The 17,906-nt window shown below is 49.4% G+C and carries 18 protein-coding genes and 1 pseudogene; 11 read left to right on the top strand and 8 right to left on the bottom strand.

The features are described 5' to 3' along the window. Positions 1 to 73 precede the first annotated feature (73 nt). From yajC to secF, 3 genes are read left to right on the top strand one after another with little or no spacing between them, the layout of a single operon-like run. Positions 74 to 406, top strand: a complete 333-nt coding sequence (gene yajC, locus OK023_RS13355; RefSeq protein ID WP_015671164.1) for a preprotein translocase subunit YajC — start codon at positions 74 to 76, stop codon at positions 404 to 406. A 25-nt stretch (positions 407 to 431) separates the two neighbouring features. Beyond that, positions 432 to 2,279, top strand: a complete 1,848-nt coding sequence (gene secD, locus OK023_RS13350; protein ID WP_317693201.1) for a protein translocase subunit SecD — start codon at positions 432 to 434, stop codon at positions 2,277 to 2,279. Positions 2,280 to 2,289: 10 nt separating this feature from the next. Further along, positions 2,290 to 3,258: a protein translocase subunit SecF gene (gene secF / locus OK023_RS13345; protein ID WP_317693200.1), complete on the top strand. Its 969-nt coding sequence runs from the start codon at positions 2,290 to 2,292 to the stop codon at positions 3,256 to 3,258. Positions 3,259 to 3,333: 75 nt separating this feature from the next. On the opposite strand, the gene OK023_RS13340 is transcribed toward secF, so the two are convergent. Next, positions 3,334 to 3,888 (bottom strand): DUF3251 domain-containing protein, encoded by a 555-nt coding sequence (locus OK023_RS13340; protein WP_317693199.1) that lies wholly within the window; start codon positions 3,886 to 3,888, stop codon positions 3,334 to 3,336. Positions 3,889 to 4,128: 240 nt separating this feature from the next. On the opposite strand from OK023_RS13340, the gene nrdR reads away from it, so the two are divergent. The 6 genes from nrdR to pgpA all read left to right on the top strand — a co-directional run bounded on the left by nrdR (position 4,129) and on the right by pgpA (position 8,321). Beyond that, the gene (gene nrdR / locus OK023_RS13335; protein WP_317693198.1) at positions 4,129 to 4,578 is read left to right on the top strand and encodes a transcriptional regulator NrdR; all 450 of its coding nucleotides are present in this window, start codon (positions 4,129 to 4,131) and stop codon (positions 4,576 to 4,578) included. Between the two features lie 10 nt (positions 4,579 to 4,588). Next, on the top strand, positions 4,589 to 5,698 hold the full coding sequence (gene ribD / locus OK023_RS13330) for a bifunctional diaminohydroxyphosphoribosylaminopyrimidine deaminase/5-amino-6-(5-phosphoribosylamino)uracil reductase RibD (RefSeq protein ID WP_317693197.1): 1,110 nt from the start codon (positions 4,589 to 4,591) through the stop codon (positions 5,696 to 5,698). 187 nt (positions 5,699 to 5,885) lie between these two features. Then, positions 5,886 to 6,356, top strand: a complete 471-nt coding sequence (gene ribE / locus OK023_RS13325) for a 6,7-dimethyl-8-ribityllumazine synthase (protein ID WP_317693196.1) — start codon at positions 5,886 to 5,888, stop codon at positions 6,354 to 6,356. Between the two features lie 21 nt (positions 6,357 to 6,377). Beyond that, positions 6,378 to 6,794 (top strand): transcription antitermination factor NusB, encoded by a 417-nt coding sequence (gene nusB, locus OK023_RS13320; protein ID WP_317693195.1) that lies wholly within the window; start codon positions 6,378 to 6,380, stop codon positions 6,792 to 6,794. A 46-nt stretch (positions 6,795 to 6,840) separates the two neighbouring features. Beyond that, positions 6,841 to 7,827 (top strand): thiamine-phosphate kinase, encoded by a 987-nt coding sequence (gene thiL / locus OK023_RS13315; protein WP_317693194.1) that lies wholly within the window; start codon positions 6,841 to 6,843, stop codon positions 7,825 to 7,827. Continuing rightward, positions 7,824 to 8,321, top strand: a complete 498-nt coding sequence (gene pgpA / locus OK023_RS13310; protein WP_317693193.1) for a phosphatidylglycerophosphatase A — start codon at positions 7,824 to 7,826, stop codon at positions 8,319 to 8,321. The genes thiL and pgpA overlap by 4 nt, the downstream gene beginning before the upstream one ends. Before the next feature lie 39 nt (positions 8,322 to 8,360). Here pgpA and dxs read toward each other — a convergent pair. The 3 genes and pseudogenes from dxs to xseB all read right to left on the bottom strand — a co-directional run bounded on the left by dxs (position 8,361) and on the right by xseB (position 11,428). Continuing rightward, a pseudogene (gene dxs / locus OK023_RS13305) lies at positions 8,361 to 10,222 on the bottom strand (1-deoxy-D-xylulose-5-phosphate synthase). A 34-nt stretch (positions 10,223 to 10,256) separates the two neighbouring features. After that, complete coding sequence (gene ispA, locus OK023_RS13300; protein ID WP_317693192.1) at positions 10,257 to 11,159, bottom strand: (2E,6E)-farnesyl diphosphate synthase; 903 nt, start codon at positions 11,157 to 11,159, stop codon at positions 10,257 to 10,259. A 5-nt stretch (positions 11,160 to 11,164) separates the two neighbouring features. Further along, on the bottom strand, positions 11,165 to 11,428 hold the full coding sequence (xseB, locus tag OK023_RS13295; RefSeq protein ID WP_317693191.1) for an exodeoxyribonuclease VII small subunit: 264 nt from the start codon (positions 11,426 to 11,428) through the stop codon (positions 11,165 to 11,167). Between the two features lie 292 nt (positions 11,429 to 11,720). Between xseB and thiI the strand changes: the two genes are divergently transcribed. Beyond that, complete coding sequence (gene thiI, locus OK023_RS13290) at positions 11,721 to 13,169, top strand: tRNA uracil 4-sulfurtransferase ThiI (RefSeq protein ID WP_317693190.1); 1,449 nt, start codon at positions 11,721 to 11,723, stop codon at positions 13,167 to 13,169. A 61-nt stretch (positions 13,170 to 13,230) separates the two neighbouring features. Here the strand turns inward: thiI and yajL are convergent, their stop codons facing one another. After that, positions 13,231 to 13,821: a protein deglycase YajL gene (gene yajL / locus OK023_RS13285; RefSeq protein ID WP_317693189.1), complete on the bottom strand. Its 591-nt coding sequence runs from the start codon at positions 13,819 to 13,821 to the stop codon at positions 13,231 to 13,233. Further along, the gene (panE, locus tag OK023_RS13280) at positions 13,784 to 14,695 is read right to left on the bottom strand and encodes a 2-dehydropantoate 2-reductase (protein ID WP_317693188.1); all 912 of its coding nucleotides are present in this window, start codon (positions 14,693 to 14,695) and stop codon (positions 13,784 to 13,786) included. Before panE ends, yajL begins: the two co-directional genes overlap by 38 nt. Positions 14,696 to 14,863: 168 nt before the next feature. Here panE and OK023_RS13275 point away from each other — a divergent pair, with 168 nt between their 5' ends. After that, complete coding sequence (locus OK023_RS13275) at positions 14,864 to 15,355, top strand: YajQ family cyclic di-GMP-binding protein (protein WP_317693187.1); 492 nt, start codon at positions 14,864 to 14,866, stop codon at positions 15,353 to 15,355. A 35-nt stretch (positions 15,356 to 15,390) separates the two neighbouring features. Here OK023_RS13275 and OK023_RS13270 read toward each other — a convergent pair whose 3' ends face one another. Beyond that, entirely contained in the window at positions 15,391 to 16,755 is a 1,365-nt protein-coding gene (locus tag OK023_RS13270) for an MFS transporter (RefSeq protein WP_317693186.1), read from the bottom strand. 251 nt (positions 16,756 to 17,006) lie between these two features. After that, entirely contained in the window at positions 17,007 to 17,897 is an 891-nt protein-coding gene (gene cyoE / locus OK023_RS13265; protein ID WP_317693185.1) for a heme o synthase, read from the bottom strand. Positions 17,898 to 17,906 lie beyond the last annotated feature (9 nt).

The raw sequence follows: 17,906 nt of genomic DNA, 5'->3' as shown, positions 1-17,906 counted from the left end.
ACACCCCTGCAGCTTGAAAGGCGATGGGGATAACGCTTGAATTAATAATCGATAACTTAATGAGGGAATTTCAATGAGCTTTTTCATTTCTGACGCCGTCGCATCCGCAGGGGCTCCGGCTCAGGGAAGCCCGTACTCTCTGATCATTATGTTGGTGGTGTTTGGTCTGATTTTCTATTTCATGATCCTGCGCCCACAGCAGAAACGTGCAAAAGAGCACAAAAAACTGATGGATTCCATCAGTAAGGGCGATGAAGTGTTGACCACTGGTGGCCTGATTGGCCGTGTCACCAAAGTGGCCGATACGGGTATCATTGCCATCGCGCTGAATGACACCACGGAAGTGATGATCAAGCGTGACTTCGTGGCGGCCGTTTTGCCGAAAGGTACTATGAAGGCCCTGTAATTTTGTCTTCCCTAAGGGAATTGCCGTGCTAAACCGTTATCCTCTGTGGAAGTATCTGATGTTGATCGTTGTGATCCTCGTCGGTCTGCTTTATGCGCTTCCCAACATCTATGGCGAGGATCCGGCCGTACAAATCACTGGCGCGCGCGGTGTCGCCGCCAGTGAAGCTACGCTGGACCAAGTCCGTAACGTATTAGAAAAAGATAATATTGCGATCAAATCGATTGTGCTGGAAAACGGCGCCATCCTTGCTCGTTTTAGTGATCCTGACGTTCAGTTGCGTGCCCGTGAAGCCTTGATGGCAGAATTGGGTGATAAATATGTTGTGGCATTGAACCTCGCTCCTGCTACGCCAGCCTGGTTAACCCTGATCAATGCAGAACCGATGAAGTTGGGTCTGGACTTGCGCGGTGGTGTTCACTTCCTGATGGAAGTGGATATGGACACAGCTCTGAGCAAGTTACAAGAGCAAACCATGGATACCTTGCGTAGCGAACTGCGCGAAAAAGGTATTCCTTACGCTGCTATCCGTAAGCTGGAAAATAACGGCGTGGAAGTCCGGTTTCGTGACGATGCTGCTCGCGATCAGGCAATAAGCTTTGTGACGCCGCGTCAGCGTGATTTAGTGCTCTCAGCTAACGGTGCCAACACCCTGAAAGCCACGATGACAGATGCCCGTTTGAGTGAAGCGCGTGAGTATGCGGTACAACAAAACATCACGATCCTGCGCAACCGCGTTAACCAACTCGGCGTTGCTGAACCGTTGGTGCAACGGCAGGGGGCCGATCGTATTGTTGTTGAATTGCCTGGTATTCAGGACACGGCTCGCGCCAAAGAGATTTTGGGGGCGACAGCCACGCTTGAATTCCGCCTGGTTAACACTAATGCTGATGTTACTGCCGCAGCGAATGGCCGTGTTCCCGGCGATTCCGAAGTGAAATTTACCCGTGAAGGCCAACCTATCGTGCTGTACAAGCGCGTGATTTTGACGGGTGACCATATCACGGACTCCACCTCAAACACCGACGAATATAACCAACCGCAGGTTAATATTTCGCTGGATAGTGCTGGTGGTACTGCCATGTCTAACTTCACCAAGGATAACATCGGCAAGCCGATGGCAACCCTTTTTGTGGAGTATAAAGACAGCGGCAAGAAAGACGCCAATGGTCGAGCGATTCTGGTGAAGCAGGAAGAAGTGATCAACGTGGCGAATATACAGTCGCGCTTGGGTAACAGCTTCCGTATCACCGGTATCAATAATCCGAACGAAGCGCGTCAGCTCTCTCTGCTGCTGCGTGCCGGTGCGTTGATTGCCCCGATCCAGATTGTCGAAGAGCGGACTATCGGGCCAACATTGGGTCAGCAGAATATTACCCAAGGCTTGGAAGCTTGCCTGTGGGGACTGGTGGCATCCATCGTGTTTATGGTGGTTTGGTACCGCAAGTTTGGCTTGATCGCCTCAAGCGCATTGCTGGCTAACCTGGTGCTGATTGTCGGTGTCATGTCATTGTTGCCAGGAGCAACGTTAACCATGCCGGGTATTGCCGGTATCGTGTTGACACTCGCCGTGGCGGTTGATGCCAACGTGCTGATAAACGAGCGTATCAAGGAGGAACTTAAGAATGGACGATCCATTCAGCAGGCTATCCATGAAGGTTATAAAGGCGCGTTTTCTAGTATCGTTGATGCCAACATTACCACATTGATCACTGCGGTCATTCTTTACGCAGTGGGCACTGGGTCGATCAAGGGCTTTGCCATCACCACCGCAATTGGAGTGGTAACGTCTATGTTCACTGCGATTGTTGGTACTCGTGCCATCGTCAATCTGCTTTACGGCGGCAAGCGCATTAACAAGCTGTCTATCTGAGGAGTGCGTTGTGGCACAGGATTATACTGTAGAACAACTCAACTACGGCCGTAAAGTCTATGACTTTATGCGCTGGGATTACGTGGCCTTCGGCATTTCATTGGTGCTGTTGATTGCATCAATCGCCATCATGTCCGTACGCGGTTTTAACTGGGGGCTAGATTTCACCGGTGGTACGGTGATTGAAATCAACCTGGAACAACCCGCAAATCTGGATCTGATGCGTGATACGTTAGAAAAAGCCGGGTTTAACGATCCGATTATCCAGAACTTTGGCAGCAGCCGTGACGTGATGGTGCGTATGCCACCGGCAACCGGTACCGCAGGTCAGGAACTGGGTAACAAAGTGATCGGCGTGATCAACGCCTCGGTCGATAAAAACGCCACTGTCAAGCGGATTGAGTTCGTCGGCCCAAGCGTAGGGAATGAATTGGCGCAAACCGGTGGCATGGCGCTACTGGTGGCGCTGATCTGTATCCTTATTTACGTTGGTTTCCGTTTCGAATGGCGCTTAGCACTGGGGGCGGTTATCGCTCTGGCGCACGATGTGGTTATTACTATGGGTGTGCTGTCGTTATTCCATATTGAGATTGACCTGACTATAGTTGCTTCTCTTATGTCGGTTATCGGTTACTCTCTGAACGACAGTATTGTGGTATCTGACCGTATTCGTGAGAACTTCCGCAAAATACGTCGCGGGACGCCTTATGAAATCATGAACGTCTCTCTGACACAGACACTGAGCCGAACCATCATGACCTCTGCTACTACGCTAATGGTCGTACTGATGCTGTACATTTTTGGCGGTGCTATGTTGCAGGGCTTCTCTCTGACCATGTTGATCGGCGTCTCTATCGGTACCGTGTCCTCTATCTACGTTGCCTCTGCTTTGGCGTTGAAACTGGGTATGAAACGTGAGCACATGCTGCAGCAGAAAGTCGAGAAAGAGGGTGCTGACCAGCCTTCTATACTGCCGTGATTGAGTCGGTTGTATGTTTAATTAAATAAAGAGGGCGCCAAAACGGCGCTCTCTTTATTTACCTACTTTACCTTACTATTGAATGACGGTAGGCGCTGATAGTGGGATTATGTTGTGCAGATGAATATAACCCAGCTGTTCCAGGGGGACTCCGCTCAAACGTAACTCGAACACTTGCTCGGTTTTTGGTAAGAGGGCACTGCGGCTTTGTAGCTGTTGTGATTGACTGCCTTTTTTGAGCGGCATTCCGGTAGTGGTATCTAACTGACCCCATTCTAAGGTAGCAGTAAAGCCGCGCAGGGATTTACCTGACAACGTACGAACATATAGCATTGCCTGGCTTCCATCGGCTTCGCTCTTCAGGTTGTTCAGTGAAACGCTCAATTCGCCCACGTCGCTGTTTAATCTGGCGGCATTATTGGCATTCGGTAGCAGGTAAACACCATCAGAGGCGTTCTGGTTAAGCCTGTTTTGACGCTCCAGAATAAAAGCCTGGTCGGCCAACGTCCCTAACATTTGTTTCAGCTCAACCACCTGGCTTTTAAGTTTCGGTACTTCACGATTCTGTGTACAACCCGCAAGTAGAATCAAAACACCGAACATACAGATCTTACGATAACTGATTGTCATGTTTGTAGTTTCCTTTTTATTAGTGCCGTAACAGCTTAACGATATAGGTGGGTAAAGTCATGTTGTCATCCTGCCGTCGTGAGGCTATGTTCTTTACCTTTGGGGTGTGACGACAAGAGATACAAACTGGTTTATGAAACCCCTTGGCCTAAGTACGTCACAAAAGGCTGGTGGCCTTTGTTGTGACCTCAGTTCGGGGTAAACTGTTTTTAATCATAAAAACGTTTATCAGGACGAGTTATGCACTGCCCTTTTTGTGCTGCCATTGATACCAAAGTTATTGATTCACGCCTGGTGGGAGACGGTTCACAGGTGCGCCGTCGTCGCCAATGTGTGGTCTGCAATGAGCGTTTTACCACTTTTGAGGTGGCTGAGCTGGTAATGCCCCGGGTAATAAAAAGTGATGAGGTTCGCGAACCTTTCAATGAGGATAAACTGCGTCGTGGCATGTTGAAAGCGTTGGAAAAGCGTCCGGTCAGCGCCGACGATGTGGAAAATGCCATCAATCACATCAAATCCCAGTTAAGAGCTACAGGTGAACGCGAAGTGCCAGCCAAGATGGTCGGCAACCTGGTGATGGATGCGCTCAAAAAATTGGATAAAGTAGCTTATATCCGTTTTGCTTCGGTTTACCGCAGTTTCGAAGATATTCGCGAATTTGGCGAAGAAATCGCGAAGTTGCAGGACTAACGGGATCTTCATGCATAACGACGAATTTTACATGGCTCGTGCCTTTGAACTGGCACGATTGGGACGTTTCACAACAACGCCGAATCCGAATGTAGGCTGCGTTATCGTGCGCGATGGTGAGATTGTTGGTGAAGGCTATCACTTACGAGCGGGTGAACCTCATGCTGAAGTTCATGCCCTGCATATGGCTGGCGAGCGAGCTCAAGGTGCTACGGCTTATGTTACGCTTGAGCCTTGTAGCCATCATGGGCGAACACCGCCTTGTGCTGATGCGCTGATAGCGGCGGGTATCTGCCGTGTGGTTGCTGCAATGCAGGACCCTAATCCACAGGTTGCCGGGCGTGGGTTATACCGCTTACAACAGGCAGGAATTGAAGTCTGCCATAGTATCATGCTGGCAGAGGCCGAGGCGGTTAACCTCGGTTTTCTCAAACGTATGCGTACGGGATTCCCTTATGTACAGTTAAAACAGGGGGCATCATTGGATGGCCGTACTGCCATGGCATCCGGTGAAAGTCAGTGGATCACTTCATCGCAGGCCCGGCAGGACGTGCAGCGTCTCCGGGCCGAAAGCTCAGCGATCCTCAGCACCAGTGCTACCGTTCTGGCAGATGATCCTGCGCTGACAGTGCGTTGGGATGAACTGAGTAGTGAAATCCGCCAAATCTATCCGCGTGAAAACCTTCGGCAGCCTCTGCGGATTATTTTGGACAGCCAGAACCGGATAACGCCGCAACATAAAGTCATACAACAACCCGGCACCACTTGGTTGGCACGGCGGCAACCGGATGATCTAGCCTGGCCAGAAAGTGTTGAACAGCTGTCTTTCCCTGCTTATCGTGATGGCATTGATCTGGTTGTCATGATGATGCAATTAGCCAAGCGACAGGTGAATAGCATTTGGGTTGAGGCTGGCGCACATCTTGCCGGTGCATTACTGCAAGCCGGACTGGTGGATGAACTCCTGCTCTATGTAGCACCCAAATTATTGGGAGATGATGGCCGCGGCCTGTGCCATCTGCCTGGGTTGGATCGATTGGTCGATGCGCCGGAGTTTGTGTTCAGTGAAGTGCGTCAGATTGGTCCCGATTTGCGTCTGCGTCTGCGTTTAAAAGACTAGGCTGTGTCCCTTAACTGCGCGCAAATGGCCACAGCTCTGCGTGTTTACGACGGCACGAGGACTCCAGCCAATGTAACCTTTGTTTGCATGTAGTAGGTGTTTTACAAAACCGCCGCGCAGGCAGGCAAAGAATATGATAGAATCCGCCCCCCTGCGGGGTTATTGAACCCATTTTTAAGGAAAGCCCATGAAAGTGATCGAAGGTGTTGTTGCTACTCCTAATGCCCGTGTGGCGATCGCAATTGCACGTTTTAACAATTTCATCAACGACAGTCTGCTGCAAGGTGCTATTGATGCGCTGAAACGTATTGGTCAGGTTGCCGATGACAATATTACCGTTGTCTGGGTTCCAGGGGCATACGAATTGCCATTGACCGCTCGCGTTCTGGCTAATACTGGCAAGTATGATGCGGTTATTGCTTTAGGGACCGTGATCCGTGGGGGAACCGCGCACTTCGAATACGTGGCGGGGGAAGCCAGTTCTGGCCTGGGTAATGTCTCACTGAATACTGAGATCCCAGTTGCCTTTGGCGTTCTAACCACCGAAAGCATCGAACAAGCGATCGAGCGTGCAGGCACCAAAGCAGGCAATAAAGGTGCAGAAGCTGCCCTCACCGCACTTGAAATGATTAATGTTATCAAAACTATTAAAGCCTGAATTTAGTTTAAGGGGAATTCCGTGAAACCTGCTGCTCGTCGCCGTGCTCGTGAGTGCGCTGTTCAAGCGCTTTACTCTTGGCAGTTGTCTAAAAATGACATTGCTGATGTTGAACACCAGTTCCTGACGGAGCAGGATGTCAAAGATGTTGACATCGCCTATTTTCGTGAGCTGCTATCAGGTGTGGCAGTGAACGCGGGTATGTTGGATGACCTTATGGCCCCATACCTGTCACGTCTGCTCGACGAGCTGGGCCAGGTGGAAAAAGCGGTGTTGCGTATCGCGCTGTTTGAGCTAAAAATGCGTGAAGATGTCCCTTATAAAGTGGCTATCAATGAAGCCATCGAACTGGCGAAGACCTTCGGGGCCGAAGATAGCCATAAGTTTGTGAATGGTGTGCTTGATAAAGCAGGTCCTAACATTCGTAAGAAAAAGTAAAAATCAGGGCCGGGAAACCGGCCCTGATTTATTTGGAATATCAATCATGGCATGCGGCGAATTTGACCTCATAGCCCGCTATTTTGACCGGTCCAAGAGTTTGCGCCGGGATGTACAGTTGGGCATTGGAGATGACTGCGCACTTCTAACAGTGGCAGAAAAACAGCTTTTAGCTATCAGTACTGATACTCTGGTTTCAGGTGTTCACTTTCTGCCGGATATTAATCCGGCCGATCTTGGTTATAAGGCATTGGCGGTTAACCTGAGCGATCTGGCCTCAATGGGGGCAGACCCCGCGTGGCTTTCGTTGGCGTTGACGCTACCAGAAGTCGATGAAGAGTGGCTCAAGGCATTCAGCGATAGCCTATTCGAACAGCTTAATTACTACGGCATGCAGTTGATTGGTGGTGACACTACCCGTGGGCCACTCAGCATGACCTTGACAATCAATGGGTTTATCCCAGCAGGCCGTGCATTAACGCGTTCAGGGGCCAAGATTGGTGATTGGATTTATGTGACGGGTACTTTAGGTGACAGTGCAGCCGGTTTGGCCATCCTGCAACAACGTCTGGAAGTGAGTGAGCCTACTGCCCGTGAATATCTGGTCGCGAGGCATTTGCGTCCTCAACCGCGTGTGCTGCAGGGCCAGGCGTTGCGTGATTTAGCCAGTTCGGCGATCGATATTTCTGATGGTTTGATTTCAGACTTAAAGCACGTACTGAATGCGTCTAAGTGTGGTGCGCGTATCGTACTGGATGAATTACCTATGTCACAATTTTTGACCGATAACACGGATACTGATCAGGCAGTATGCTGGGCTTTAACCGGAGGTGAAGACTATGAACTGTGCTTTACGGTGCCAGAGATTAATCGTGGTGCGCTGGAAGTGGCGCTCAGTCATTTAGGCGCAGATTATACTTGTATTGGTCAAATCGCTCCGCATTCCGAAGGGGTAAAATTCTATCTTGATAATCAAGAGACCGAATTGCCATGGCGTGGATACGATCACTTCAGTGCCGTGCAACCATTATGAAAGATGAAGCTAAAAACCGGTTGCGCATAAGTAACCCATGGCACTTGCTAGCTACTGGATTCGGCAGCGGTCTTTCGCCAATGATGCCTGGAACCATGGGGTCACTTGCAGCAATACCAATCTGGTTGCTGCTGATCCAGTTGCCGTGGCAGCTTTATTCGTTATTGGTCATGTTCAGTATCTGTATGGGTGTGTATTTGTGCCACCAGACAGCTAAAGATATGCGAGTACACGATCATGGTAGTATCGTCTGGGATGAGTTCGTTGGTATGTGGATCACCCTGATGGCGCTGCCGGTAAACAGTTGGCAATGGGTGGCTGGCGGATTTGTATTGTTTCGTGTTCTGGATATCTGGAAACCCTGGCCGATCCGTTGGTTCGATCGCAATGTGCACGGCGGTATGGGGATTATGATCGACGATATTGTTGCAGGTGTGCTCGCTGCCGGGATTATTTATCTGATTGGCCATCACTGGCCGATAGATTTATTCTGATATTTTAGTCGATGGGGTTCAGTATGAACCCCATAAAGATTATGCCAACCAGGTCTCGATCTGGCGTTGAATACCGGCGGCATCCAGACCCAAGTCGCTGCGGATTTCTTCTTGACTCCCTTGTGGGATGAAATAATCAGGCAGGCCAATGTTCAGCACAGGTACCATACGGCGTTTCACCATGAGTAACTCGTTAACTCCGCTGCCTGCTCCCCCATAATGGCATTCTCTTCCAGTGTGACCAGTATCTCATGGCTTGCAGCCATCTCCAGTACCAGTTGTTCATCCAGCGGTTTTACAAAGCGCATATCTACCAGCGTGGCGTTCATCGCTTCGGCTACCTGATGGGCTTCTGGTAGCAAAGTACCGAAATTGAGGATTGCGATTTTCTCACCTTTGCGGCGCACGATGCCTTTTCCTAACGGCAAGTTGGCCAATGGCTCCAGATTTGCTCCAGTGCCACTTCCACGCGGGTAGCGAACTGCCGTTGGACCCTCATTATAGTGATAACCGGTATACAACATTTGACGGCATTCATTCTCATCACTTGGCGTCATGATCACCATATTCGGGATACAACGCAGGAACGAGATGTCAAATGCGCCCTGATGAGTTTGGCCGTCGGCTCCTACTATACCGCCGCGATCAATAGCAAACATTACGGGTAAACTCTGGATCGCTACATCATGGATCAGCTGATCGTAGGCGCGTTGCAGGAAAGTAGAGTAGATCGCTACAACCGGCTTATAGCCACCAATTGCCAGACCTGCGGCAAAGGTGACCGCATGTTGTTCGGCAATCGCGACATCAAAGTATTGCTGTGGATATTCACGAGAAAACTTCACCATGCCCGAGCCTTCGCGCATGGCTGGGGTGATAGCCATTAACTGACTATCTTTGGCCGCAGTTTCACACAGCCAGTCACCAAAAATTTTTGAATACGTAGGCAACCCTCCGGCACTTTTTGGCAGGGTGCCGCTGGCCGGATCAAATTTCGGTACGGCGTGGAAGCTGATTGGGTCTTTTTCAGCGGGTGCGTAACCACGACCTTTCTTGGTCATGATGTGCAGCAATTGCGGACCTTTCAGATCACGCATGTTTTTCAGTGTGGCGGCCAACCCTTGCACATCGTGGCCGTCTACTGGCCCAATGTAATTGAAACCCAGTTCTTCAAACATTGTGCCGGGTACAACCATGCCTTTCAGATGCTCTTCGGTTCGTTTCAACAGCTCTTTTATAGGGGGGAGGCCAGAAAGCACCTTTTTGCCCCCTTCACGGAGTGTTGCGTATAGCTTGCCGGACAAGAGTTGTGCCAGATGATTATTTAATGCACCGACGTTTTCGGAGATCGACATTTCGTTGTCGTTCAGTATTACCAACATATCTGGGGTGATATCACCGGCATGGTTCATGGCCTCAAAAGCCATGCCTGCGGTGATGGCACCGTCACCAATGACACAGACGGTACGGCGGTTTCTGCCTTCGAGTGCCGCCGCTACGGCTATACCCAAACCAGCACTGATCGAGGTTGAAGAGTGACCAACAGACAATACGTCATATTCGCTTTCGGCACGCCATGGGAAGGGATGTAAGCCCCCTTTTTGACGGATGGTAGAGATGCGATCCCGTCGGCCAGTCATGATTTTATGTGGGTATGCCTGATGGCCCACGTCCCAGATCAATTGATCAAATGGGGTATTGTAGACGTAATGCAATGCCACCGTCAGTTCGACGGTACCCAGCCCAGAGGCAAAATGACCACTGGAACGGCTAACGCTGTCCAGCAAATATTGCCGCAGTTCATCACACAGCTTAGGCAGGCTTTCTTTCGGTAACAAACGGAGTTCTTCCGGTGTTTCTGCGAGAGCTAAGGTCGGGTATTTGGCTATATCAAGACTCATTCGATGCTCATATCAGAGGTGTTGACGTCATACGTTAATTATCGCGTTCAATAATGAAACCGGCTAACGCACGCAGTGGCGCTGTGTTGTAAGATTGTGTTGCCAAAGAGGCTAATGCTGCCAAAGCTTCCTGATAGAGATCCCACGCTTTTAACTTCGCGCTGTCAAGCCCAAGTAGGGCAGGATAGGTACTCTTTCCAAGTTGCTGGTCTGAGCCTTGACGTTTACCGATTTTTGCGGTTTCACCTACTACGTCAAGAATGTCATCCTGAACTTGAAATGCCAGGCCTATTGCGGCTGCATAACGGTCAAGCTCTGGCAGCGCTGTACGGCCTGGCTCACCGGCTGCCAACGCACCCAGGCGAATTGCAGCACGGATTAGCGCACCCGTTTTATGGCGGTGGATCTGTTCCAGCGTGTGCAGGTCGATCTGTTTACCTTCGGCTTTCATATCCAAGTATTGACCACCGCACATACCCCCCACACCGCTGGCACTAGCCAGTTCGGAAATCATGGACAGACGGTCGCGCAAGGTAACATCGGGCATATCTGCATCGGCCAGGATCGAGAAAGCCAGCGTTTGCAGAGCATCGCCCGCAAGAATAGCGTTGGCTTCACCGAATTTTATATGGCAAGTTGGCTGACCACGGCGCAAATCATCGTTATCCATGGCAGGTAAATCGTCATGGATCAGCGAGTATGCATGAATGCACTCCACCGCTGCAGCGGGAGCATCCAGACTGTCCAGACTCAGGCCGAACATTTGCCCGGTGGCGTAAACCAGGAAAGGCCGTAGCCGTTTGCCCCCTAACAGTGTGCCGTGGCGCATAGCTTCAACCATTTTGCCATCATTGAACGGTAACGGAGCGATATAGTCCAGCAATACGCGATCGCTGCGCTTTTGGAAGGCCTGCAACTGTTCGTGAAACTCAGACATTGTAATTACTCAGCGTCCGGGGTGAAAGGAGCCAGGGCGGCATCATCGTTATAGTCGTTAAGCAGGATCTGAACGCGTTGCTCTGCCTGCTGCAGTTTTTGTTGCCCCTGCCGCGCTAGCTGTACACCGCGTTCAAATTCATTAAGTGCCTCCTCAAGTGTTAACTCGCCAGACTCCAGACGATTCACGATACTTTCGAGTTCACTGAGGGAGTGTTCAAAGCTAATGCTTTGCTCTTTACCGTCTGACGTTACAGGTTTTTTTGGCATAGTTATCTTCTACATCATTGTGTGAACCGTGAGGCCTGAGCCTATCCTAGCGGATACTGATTAGCAAATTATGGCACGCATGTGTGGTTTATCCGCGCGGTATACCATCAGATGATGATATACTTCGCGCCCGGATAAGATTGATAAAACTGCGGGCTTGCCGAACGTTTTATCAATCTTATCGTCATTGTATACCTAATAGCTTATCAGTTGCAGCCAACCGCCGCCGCTCGGAAGACAGAGGGTATTAAACTTTTACCCCGTAATTTCTTATCAGATAATAAAGACCGCCATGAAGTTTATCATTAAATTGTTCCCAGAAATCACCATCAAGAGCCAATCTGTGCGCTTGCGCTTCATTAAAATCCTGACGACCAATATCCGTAACGTCTTGAAGCAATATGATGAAACACTAGCGGTAGTCCGCCACTGGGATTGTATTGAGGTTCGCGCCAAAAACGAACAACAGCGCCCGGTAATTGCTGAGGCGTTGACGCGTATCCCCGGTATTCACCATATTCTGGAAGTTGAAGATCGCGTTTATACCGATGTGCATCATATCTTTGAGCAGGCTTTGGAAACCTACCGTGAACAGTTGGAAGGCAAGACATTCTGTGTACGAGTAAAACGGCGTGGCAAGCAAGATTTCAGTTCTCAGGATGTAGAGCGTTATGTTGGCGGGGGGCTGAATCAGCACATTGAAAGCGCACGCGTCAAGTTGTCAGACCCACAGGTAACGGTGAATCTTGAGATTGAAGATGACAAATTGATGCTGGTTAAATCGCGTCGTGAAGGTATTGGCGGTTATCCAATTGGTACGCAGGAAGATGTGTTGTCATTGATTTCTGGTGGTTTTGATTCCGGGGTTTCCAGCTATATGCTGATGCGACGCGGTTGTCGGGTGCATTATTGTTTCTTCAATCTTGGAGGCGCTGCACACGAAATCGGTGTGAAACAAGTGGCGTACTATCTGTGGAGTCGCTTTGCGAGCTCTCATAAAGTGCGTTTTGTTGCGATCGACTTTGAACCTGTCGTAGGGGAAATCCTGGAGAAAGTGGATGATGGTCAGATGGGGGTCGTGCTCAAACGTATGATGGTCCGTGCCGCTTCTCAGGTTGCCGAACGCTACGGTGTTCAGGCTTTGGTGACCGGCGAAGCACTGGGGCAGGTTTCCAGCCAGACGTTGACGAACCTGCGTCTGATCGACAATGCTTCTGATACGCTTATTTTGCGCCCACTAATTTCGCATGATAAAGAACATATCATTGATGTTGCTCGTAAAATCGGCACGGAAGATTTTGCCAAAACCATGCCGGAGTATTGCGGTGTGATCTCAAAAAACCCAACGGTTAAAGCAATCAAGAGTAAGATTGAAGAAGAAGAAAACAACTTTGACTTCGAGATCCTGGATCGAGTAGTGCGTGAAGCGCGTAACGTTGATATTCGTACTATTGCCGAAGAAGCGCAGCAGCAAATCATTGAAGTAGAAACTGTTGCTGAGTTTACCGCTGATGAGGTAATTCTGGATATTCGTTCTATCGATGAACAAGAAGAGAAACCGTTGCAACTGACTCAAGTCGACGTTAAACATTTACCCTTTTACAAGTTGAGCAGCCAGTTCGGCGATCTTGATCAAAGCAAAATCTATCTGTTGTATTGTGACCGTGGTGTGATGAGCCGTCTGCAAGCACTGTATCTTCATGAACAAGGTTATACCAACGTTAAAGTATATCGTCCTTAACTTGTTCTCAGATAATAGCAATGCTGAATTTCAGCGGCATTGCTATTCGGGTAATCAAGGCTCAATCACGGAAATCGTACATGCCGGGGATAAGTACCAACTGTGCAGCTATCTCTGCGGCTTTGGCTTTTCCCAGAAGTAAATCGATCAGTTTCAAAGCGAACTCCATTGATGTTCCTGGTCCCTGGCTGGTTAACAGGTTGACACGCTGATCGAAAACCACGCGTCTTTCCATCCATTGTTCCTGCGGGATCTGCTCTTTCAAGCCAGGAAATCCAGTCATATTACCCACTGGGAAAAGGTTGTGATGTTGTAATACCAAGGCCGGAGCAGCACAGATGGCTGCCACAATTTTGCCTTGTAGATGCATTTGACGCACTTTTTCTACTAAAAGTGGGCTATCACGGAAGCACTCGGCACCTTTTAAGCCCCCAGGCAGTACAATAGCGTCAAAGGCTTCGTCAACGATCGCGACAAGTGGTGCATCGGCCAGCAATTTCACACCACGCGAGCAGACAATCGTTAAGCCACCATCTCCGGCTACGCTGGCAGTAGTCACGTTTACCCCAGCGCGGACTAACAAATCTATTACAGTAACGGCCTCGGTTTCTTCGCTACCAGGCGCTAGGCAAACGAGTGCCGAAACGCTCATACTCATCTTCCTTTTGTTTCACCATTTCAAACAGGCGGGTATTTTCTGGCAGCGTCATGCCATGACTTCGCCCGCAGCGGAGTAGATACCCGGTAATGTAGTCGATTTCGGTATGTCGCTGAGCACGAATGTCTTGCAGCATAGAGGATATGTTGTCCGCCGTGATCTGAATTACCTGCATGACATAGGCGACCAGTCCTTCACATGAGGTATGGTAGCCTTCCATTTCCATTACGCTGATAACTTCACGACAGATGCATTCTATCTGTTCAGGATAATATTGCAGATCACCATTACGGCAGTTATACATGACAGTCAATGGATTGATGACACAACTTACTGCTAGTTTACGCCAATTGGTAGCGGCAATATCGTTATGCCACGCAACATCAGGTAAAGCTTGATGTAGTATATCTGCTAAGTCGCTTAGGTGTGTCGCCTGAGGTGTCGTGGGGCCAATATGGGTGATCCCGTTGGCGACATGAACAATGGTGTTTCCCTCGTGGCGTGCGGCATGGGTGGTTGTACCATGAAGTATCGGTTGACTATGCGGTGGTAACTCATCTTGTGCTCCCATGCCATTATGCAGGAGCAAAATAGTGCATTGTGGATTTAGCTTTGGGAGTAATGCCGCCACCGCGCCAGAAATTTGCCAGGCTTTCAGCGTTACCATTAACAGTTCACTCTGTGACAGGTGCTCAGGGTCGTTAGTTGGCAAATTGTGGTTAAACGACGTGCCATCAGGTTCAATCACGTTTACCGCACAAAATGGCTGAGGAACCCGTAACCATCCCTGTACATCGTGGCCCCGTTGATAGAGCCTCGAGAGCCAAAGTTGTCCGAGTGCACCGCAACCAAGAATTGTTATTTTCACTCAATCTCCTTGGTGTTTGGGGAGCGCAGATTAATTTCTCTGATTATAGACATTCCGGAAGCGTAACGTCTTCACCATAATCTTGCCTGCAGCTACAAAGCGCGTATTATGCAACACATTTAAATTATTGTGCCTCAGAAGGCAGACGTCCATTCAGGAGGAAGAAGTATGCCATCTTTCGATATCGTTTCCGAAATTGATATGCAGGAAGTTCGTAACGCCGTTGAGAACGCCACTCGCGATCTCAGTACCCGTTGGGATTTCCGCAACGTACCCGCCAGCTTTGAGTTGAATGAAAAGAACGAGAGCATTAAAGTTGCCAGCGAGTCTGACTTTCAAGTGCAACAATTGTTAGATATTTTGCGTGAGAAATTGAGCAAACGCAGTATTGAAGGCGGAGCTCTAGAGATCCCTGAAGAGATGACCCACAGTGGTAAAACCTACAGTGTTGAAGCGAAATTAAAGCAAGGTATTGAAACCACATTGGCGAAGAAAATCGTCAAGCTGGTCAAAGACAGCAAGTTGAAGGTGCAGGCACAAATTCAAGGTGATGAAGTCCGTATCACCGGTAAGTCACGCGATGATCTGCAGAGCGTAATGGCACTGGTGCGTGGTGCCGACCTCGGACAGCCTTTCCAATTCAAGAATTTTCGCGATTAATCGGCAAAGAAGGGCCGGTTTAGTGGCCCTTTACTTTAAAGCGCTTCGACCAGTGCTTCCAACTGTCCACGGTTGGTCTGCCGTGTATCCACTTTAACGTAAGCACTGCGTTCCTCAGGGACCACAACCGCTTCTGCCACGCCTGGCTGGGCCATTAGACGGCTTTGCAATGCTGAATCTTTCACGGCCAGTTCAGACAGTGTAATACGTAGGCTGCTGACATAAGGTGGCTCTTTCATGGTGCTACTGATCATAAACCAGATTGCTGCAATTATTGCTCCTGCAATAAATACTAGCCCCGCACCTTGCATACCATATAGCCATCCACCAAGGCTACCACCGATGGCAACACCAATAAACTGGCTGGTGGAATAGACCCCCATTGCGGTTCCTTTATAACCTGCGGGAGATTCTTTACTGATTAGTGAAGGCAGAATAGCCTCCATGACGTTAAATGCCATAAAGAACAGCTGTACTCCGGCAATAATGCCCCAAAGATGCAGACCGGAGAACCACAGCAATACCTCGGCACAAAACAGTACGGCGACGCAGCCCATAAAGACCTGTTTCATGCGACGGTATTTTTCAGCGTAGATGATAAAGGGGATTACGGCAGCGAAGGAAACCAGCATGGTAACCAGATAGACCTTCCAGTGTGCGCTTGCCGCCAGCCCTGCTTTTTCCATTGCCAGAGGCAGTGCGATGAAGCTGGACATCAGTAAAATATGCAGACACATGATGCCAAAGTTGAGTTTAAGCAGGCGAGAATTGTTCAGCACCTTGCTAAAACTTCCCTGTACGATACTCGATTCGCGGTTCAAAACGTGATTGCTTGCTGAAGGGACTATGATCACGGTGATGACGATCCCCATCAAAGCCAATACGGCAATCATCCAGAATAGTGCATGCAAGCCGAAAGCGTGGGTGACTATTGGCCCTACAACCATGGCAATAGCAAAGGTAATGCCGAAACTGACCCCGATAAAGGCCATCGCTTTGGTGCGATTCTGTTCACGAGTTAAGTCTGATAGTAATGCCATAACCGCAGCTGCAATAGCTCCAGAACCTTGCAATGCGCGGCCAAGGATAATCCCCCAGATAGAATCGCTTAGCGCAGCGATTACGCTGCCAATCGCAAAGATCAGCAATCCGCCAACGATTAACGGTTTGCGGCCTACACGATCAGAAACCAATCCAAACGGGATTTGGAATACAGCCTGCGCCAGACCATAGATGCCAATGGCAATACCAATCAGGGCCTCACTGGCGCCGTTTAGTGCCATACCATAGGTGGTGAGAACTGGCAGCACCATAAACATACCGAGCATGCGTAGTGAAAAAACGGCCCCCAGCCCCCAGGTTGCACGACGTTCCTGTGACGTCATTACATTGTCGTTCATTGTGACCTCAGCATACCCGTCATCTTTCAAACAGTAGCGTTATTGATAGAAGTTAAATATGAAAGCGCTAAGGTTTAGTCCCCATAAGACCTGCCTAAACAGCGTGAACCTGAAGGAGTTTTGCCTGCAAATTTGCGCCATTTTAATGTGTGGGTTAGGAGGGGTAAATTAAATGTTGTTTAGCAGATATTTCATCAACTGTAGGATAAATAAAATGGGCCGCTCAGCGGCCCATTCACAGAGAAACGCATTTACCAAGCGTAGGACAGCAAGGCTTCTGGCGTTGCACTTGCACTAAAGTCGATAGACATCATCACACTCAATGACGTAATGGCAACGATTGAGAACACGAAGAGTTTTCTTGCCCAAACGCTGTCATTTTCGGTTTTGTAACCACGCAATGCCATGCCAAGCCACCATACACTGACTGCTGCCGCCACGATCAGGTATTTGTAACCAGCATATCCCCCGAGAGTCAGCATCAAGGTCGCAATCATAAACGCCAGAATATAGAGAGTAATGTGATTCTTGGCGACAGATATCCCTTTTACCACCGGAAGTACCGGGATATTGGCTGCTTGGTAATCTTTAAAGCGGAAGATAGCAATCGCATAGGAGTGGGGCATCTGCCATAAGCTAAAGATGGCCAGTAGGATCAATGCACCAGCATCAAACTCGTTAGTTACAGCGCAATAACCAATCACTGGTGGAGCAGCACCCGATAAGCTGCCGATCAACGTGCCATACACCGAATGACGTTTCATATATAGGCTGTAAACGCCAACATAAACGACAAAGCCCATTACCGCCAGCCACATGGCCAGCGGATTGGCAGCGATATAGAGCAGTGCAAAACCAGCAATACCTAAAATGGTAGCGTAAACCAGGCTCGCACTTGGCGCGATCAGGCCTCTAACCAGCACCCGATTCTTCGTTCTCTCCATTTTCTTGTCGATGTCACGGTCAATGTAGTTGTTAAATACACAGCCCGATGCAACCACCAACGAGACACCCAAAAGGGTAGCGAGAAACAGGGGATAGTCGATGCTTCCTTTGGAAGCAAGCAGGAATCCCCCAACGACAGAAATTAAATTGCCAAAAATAATTCCTGGTTTGGTTACTTGCAGGTATTGCTTAATCATCACGTCCAG

The sequence above is a fragment of the Serratia sp. UGAL515B_01 genome (assembly GCF_033095805.1).
GTDB lineage: Bacteria > Pseudomonadota > Gammaproteobacteria > Enterobacterales > Enterobacteriaceae > Chania.
The sequence above is the reverse complement of the archived record's forward strand: the minus strand, read 5'-3'. Positions and strand labels throughout refer to the sequence as shown.

What these genes read in the sequence shown, in the direction of transcription:
- pgpA (WP_317693193.1), top strand. Translation starts at nt 7,824, where the DNA reads ATGAAAGATGAAGCTAAAAACCGGTTGCGCATAAGTAACCCATGGCAC.
- thiL (WP_317693194.1), top strand. Translation starts at nt 6,841, where the DNA reads ATGGCATGCGGCGAATTTGACCTCATAGCCCGCTATTTTGACCGGTCC.
- yajL (WP_317693189.1), bottom strand. Translation starts at nt 13,821, where the DNA reads ATGAGCGTTTCGGCACTCGTTTGCCTAGCGCCTGGTAGCGAAGAAACC.
- OK023_RS13270 (WP_317693186.1), bottom strand. Translation starts at nt 16,755, where the DNA reads ATGAACGACAATGTAATGACGTCACAGGAACGTCGTGCAACCTGGGGG.
- xseB (WP_317693191.1), bottom strand. Translation starts at nt 11,428, where the DNA reads ATGCCAAAAAAACCTGTAACGTCAGACGGTAAAGAGCAAAGCATTAGC.
- OK023_RS13340 (WP_317693199.1), bottom strand. Translation starts at nt 3,888, where the DNA reads ATGACAATCAGTTATCGTAAGATCTGTATGTTCGGTGTTTTGATTCTA.
- thiI (WP_317693190.1), top strand. Translation starts at nt 11,721, where the DNA reads ATGAAGTTTATCATTAAATTGTTCCCAGAAATCACCATCAAGAGCCAA.
- ribE (WP_317693196.1), top strand. Translation starts at nt 5,886, where the DNA reads ATGAAAGTGATCGAAGGTGTTGTTGCTACTCCTAATGCCCGTGTGGCG.
- ribD (WP_317693197.1), top strand. Translation starts at nt 4,589, where the DNA reads ATGCATAACGACGAATTTTACATGGCTCGTGCCTTTGAACTGGCACGA.
- OK023_RS13275 (WP_317693187.1), top strand. Translation starts at nt 14,864, where the DNA reads ATGCCATCTTTCGATATCGTTTCCGAAATTGATATGCAGGAAGTTCGT.
- nrdR (WP_317693198.1), top strand. Translation starts at nt 4,129, where the DNA reads ATGCACTGCCCTTTTTGTGCTGCCATTGATACCAAAGTTATTGATTCA.
- cyoE (WP_317693185.1), bottom strand. Translation starts at nt 17,897, where the DNA reads ATGATTAAGCAATACCTGCAAGTAACCAAACCAGGAATTATTTTTGGC.
- yajC (WP_015671164.1), top strand. Translation starts at nt 74, where the DNA reads ATGAGCTTTTTCATTTCTGACGCCGTCGCATCCGCAGGGGCTCCGGCT.
- ispA (WP_317693192.1), bottom strand. Translation starts at nt 11,159, where the DNA reads ATGTCTGAGTTTCACGAACAGTTGCAGGCCTTCCAAAAGCGCAGCGAT.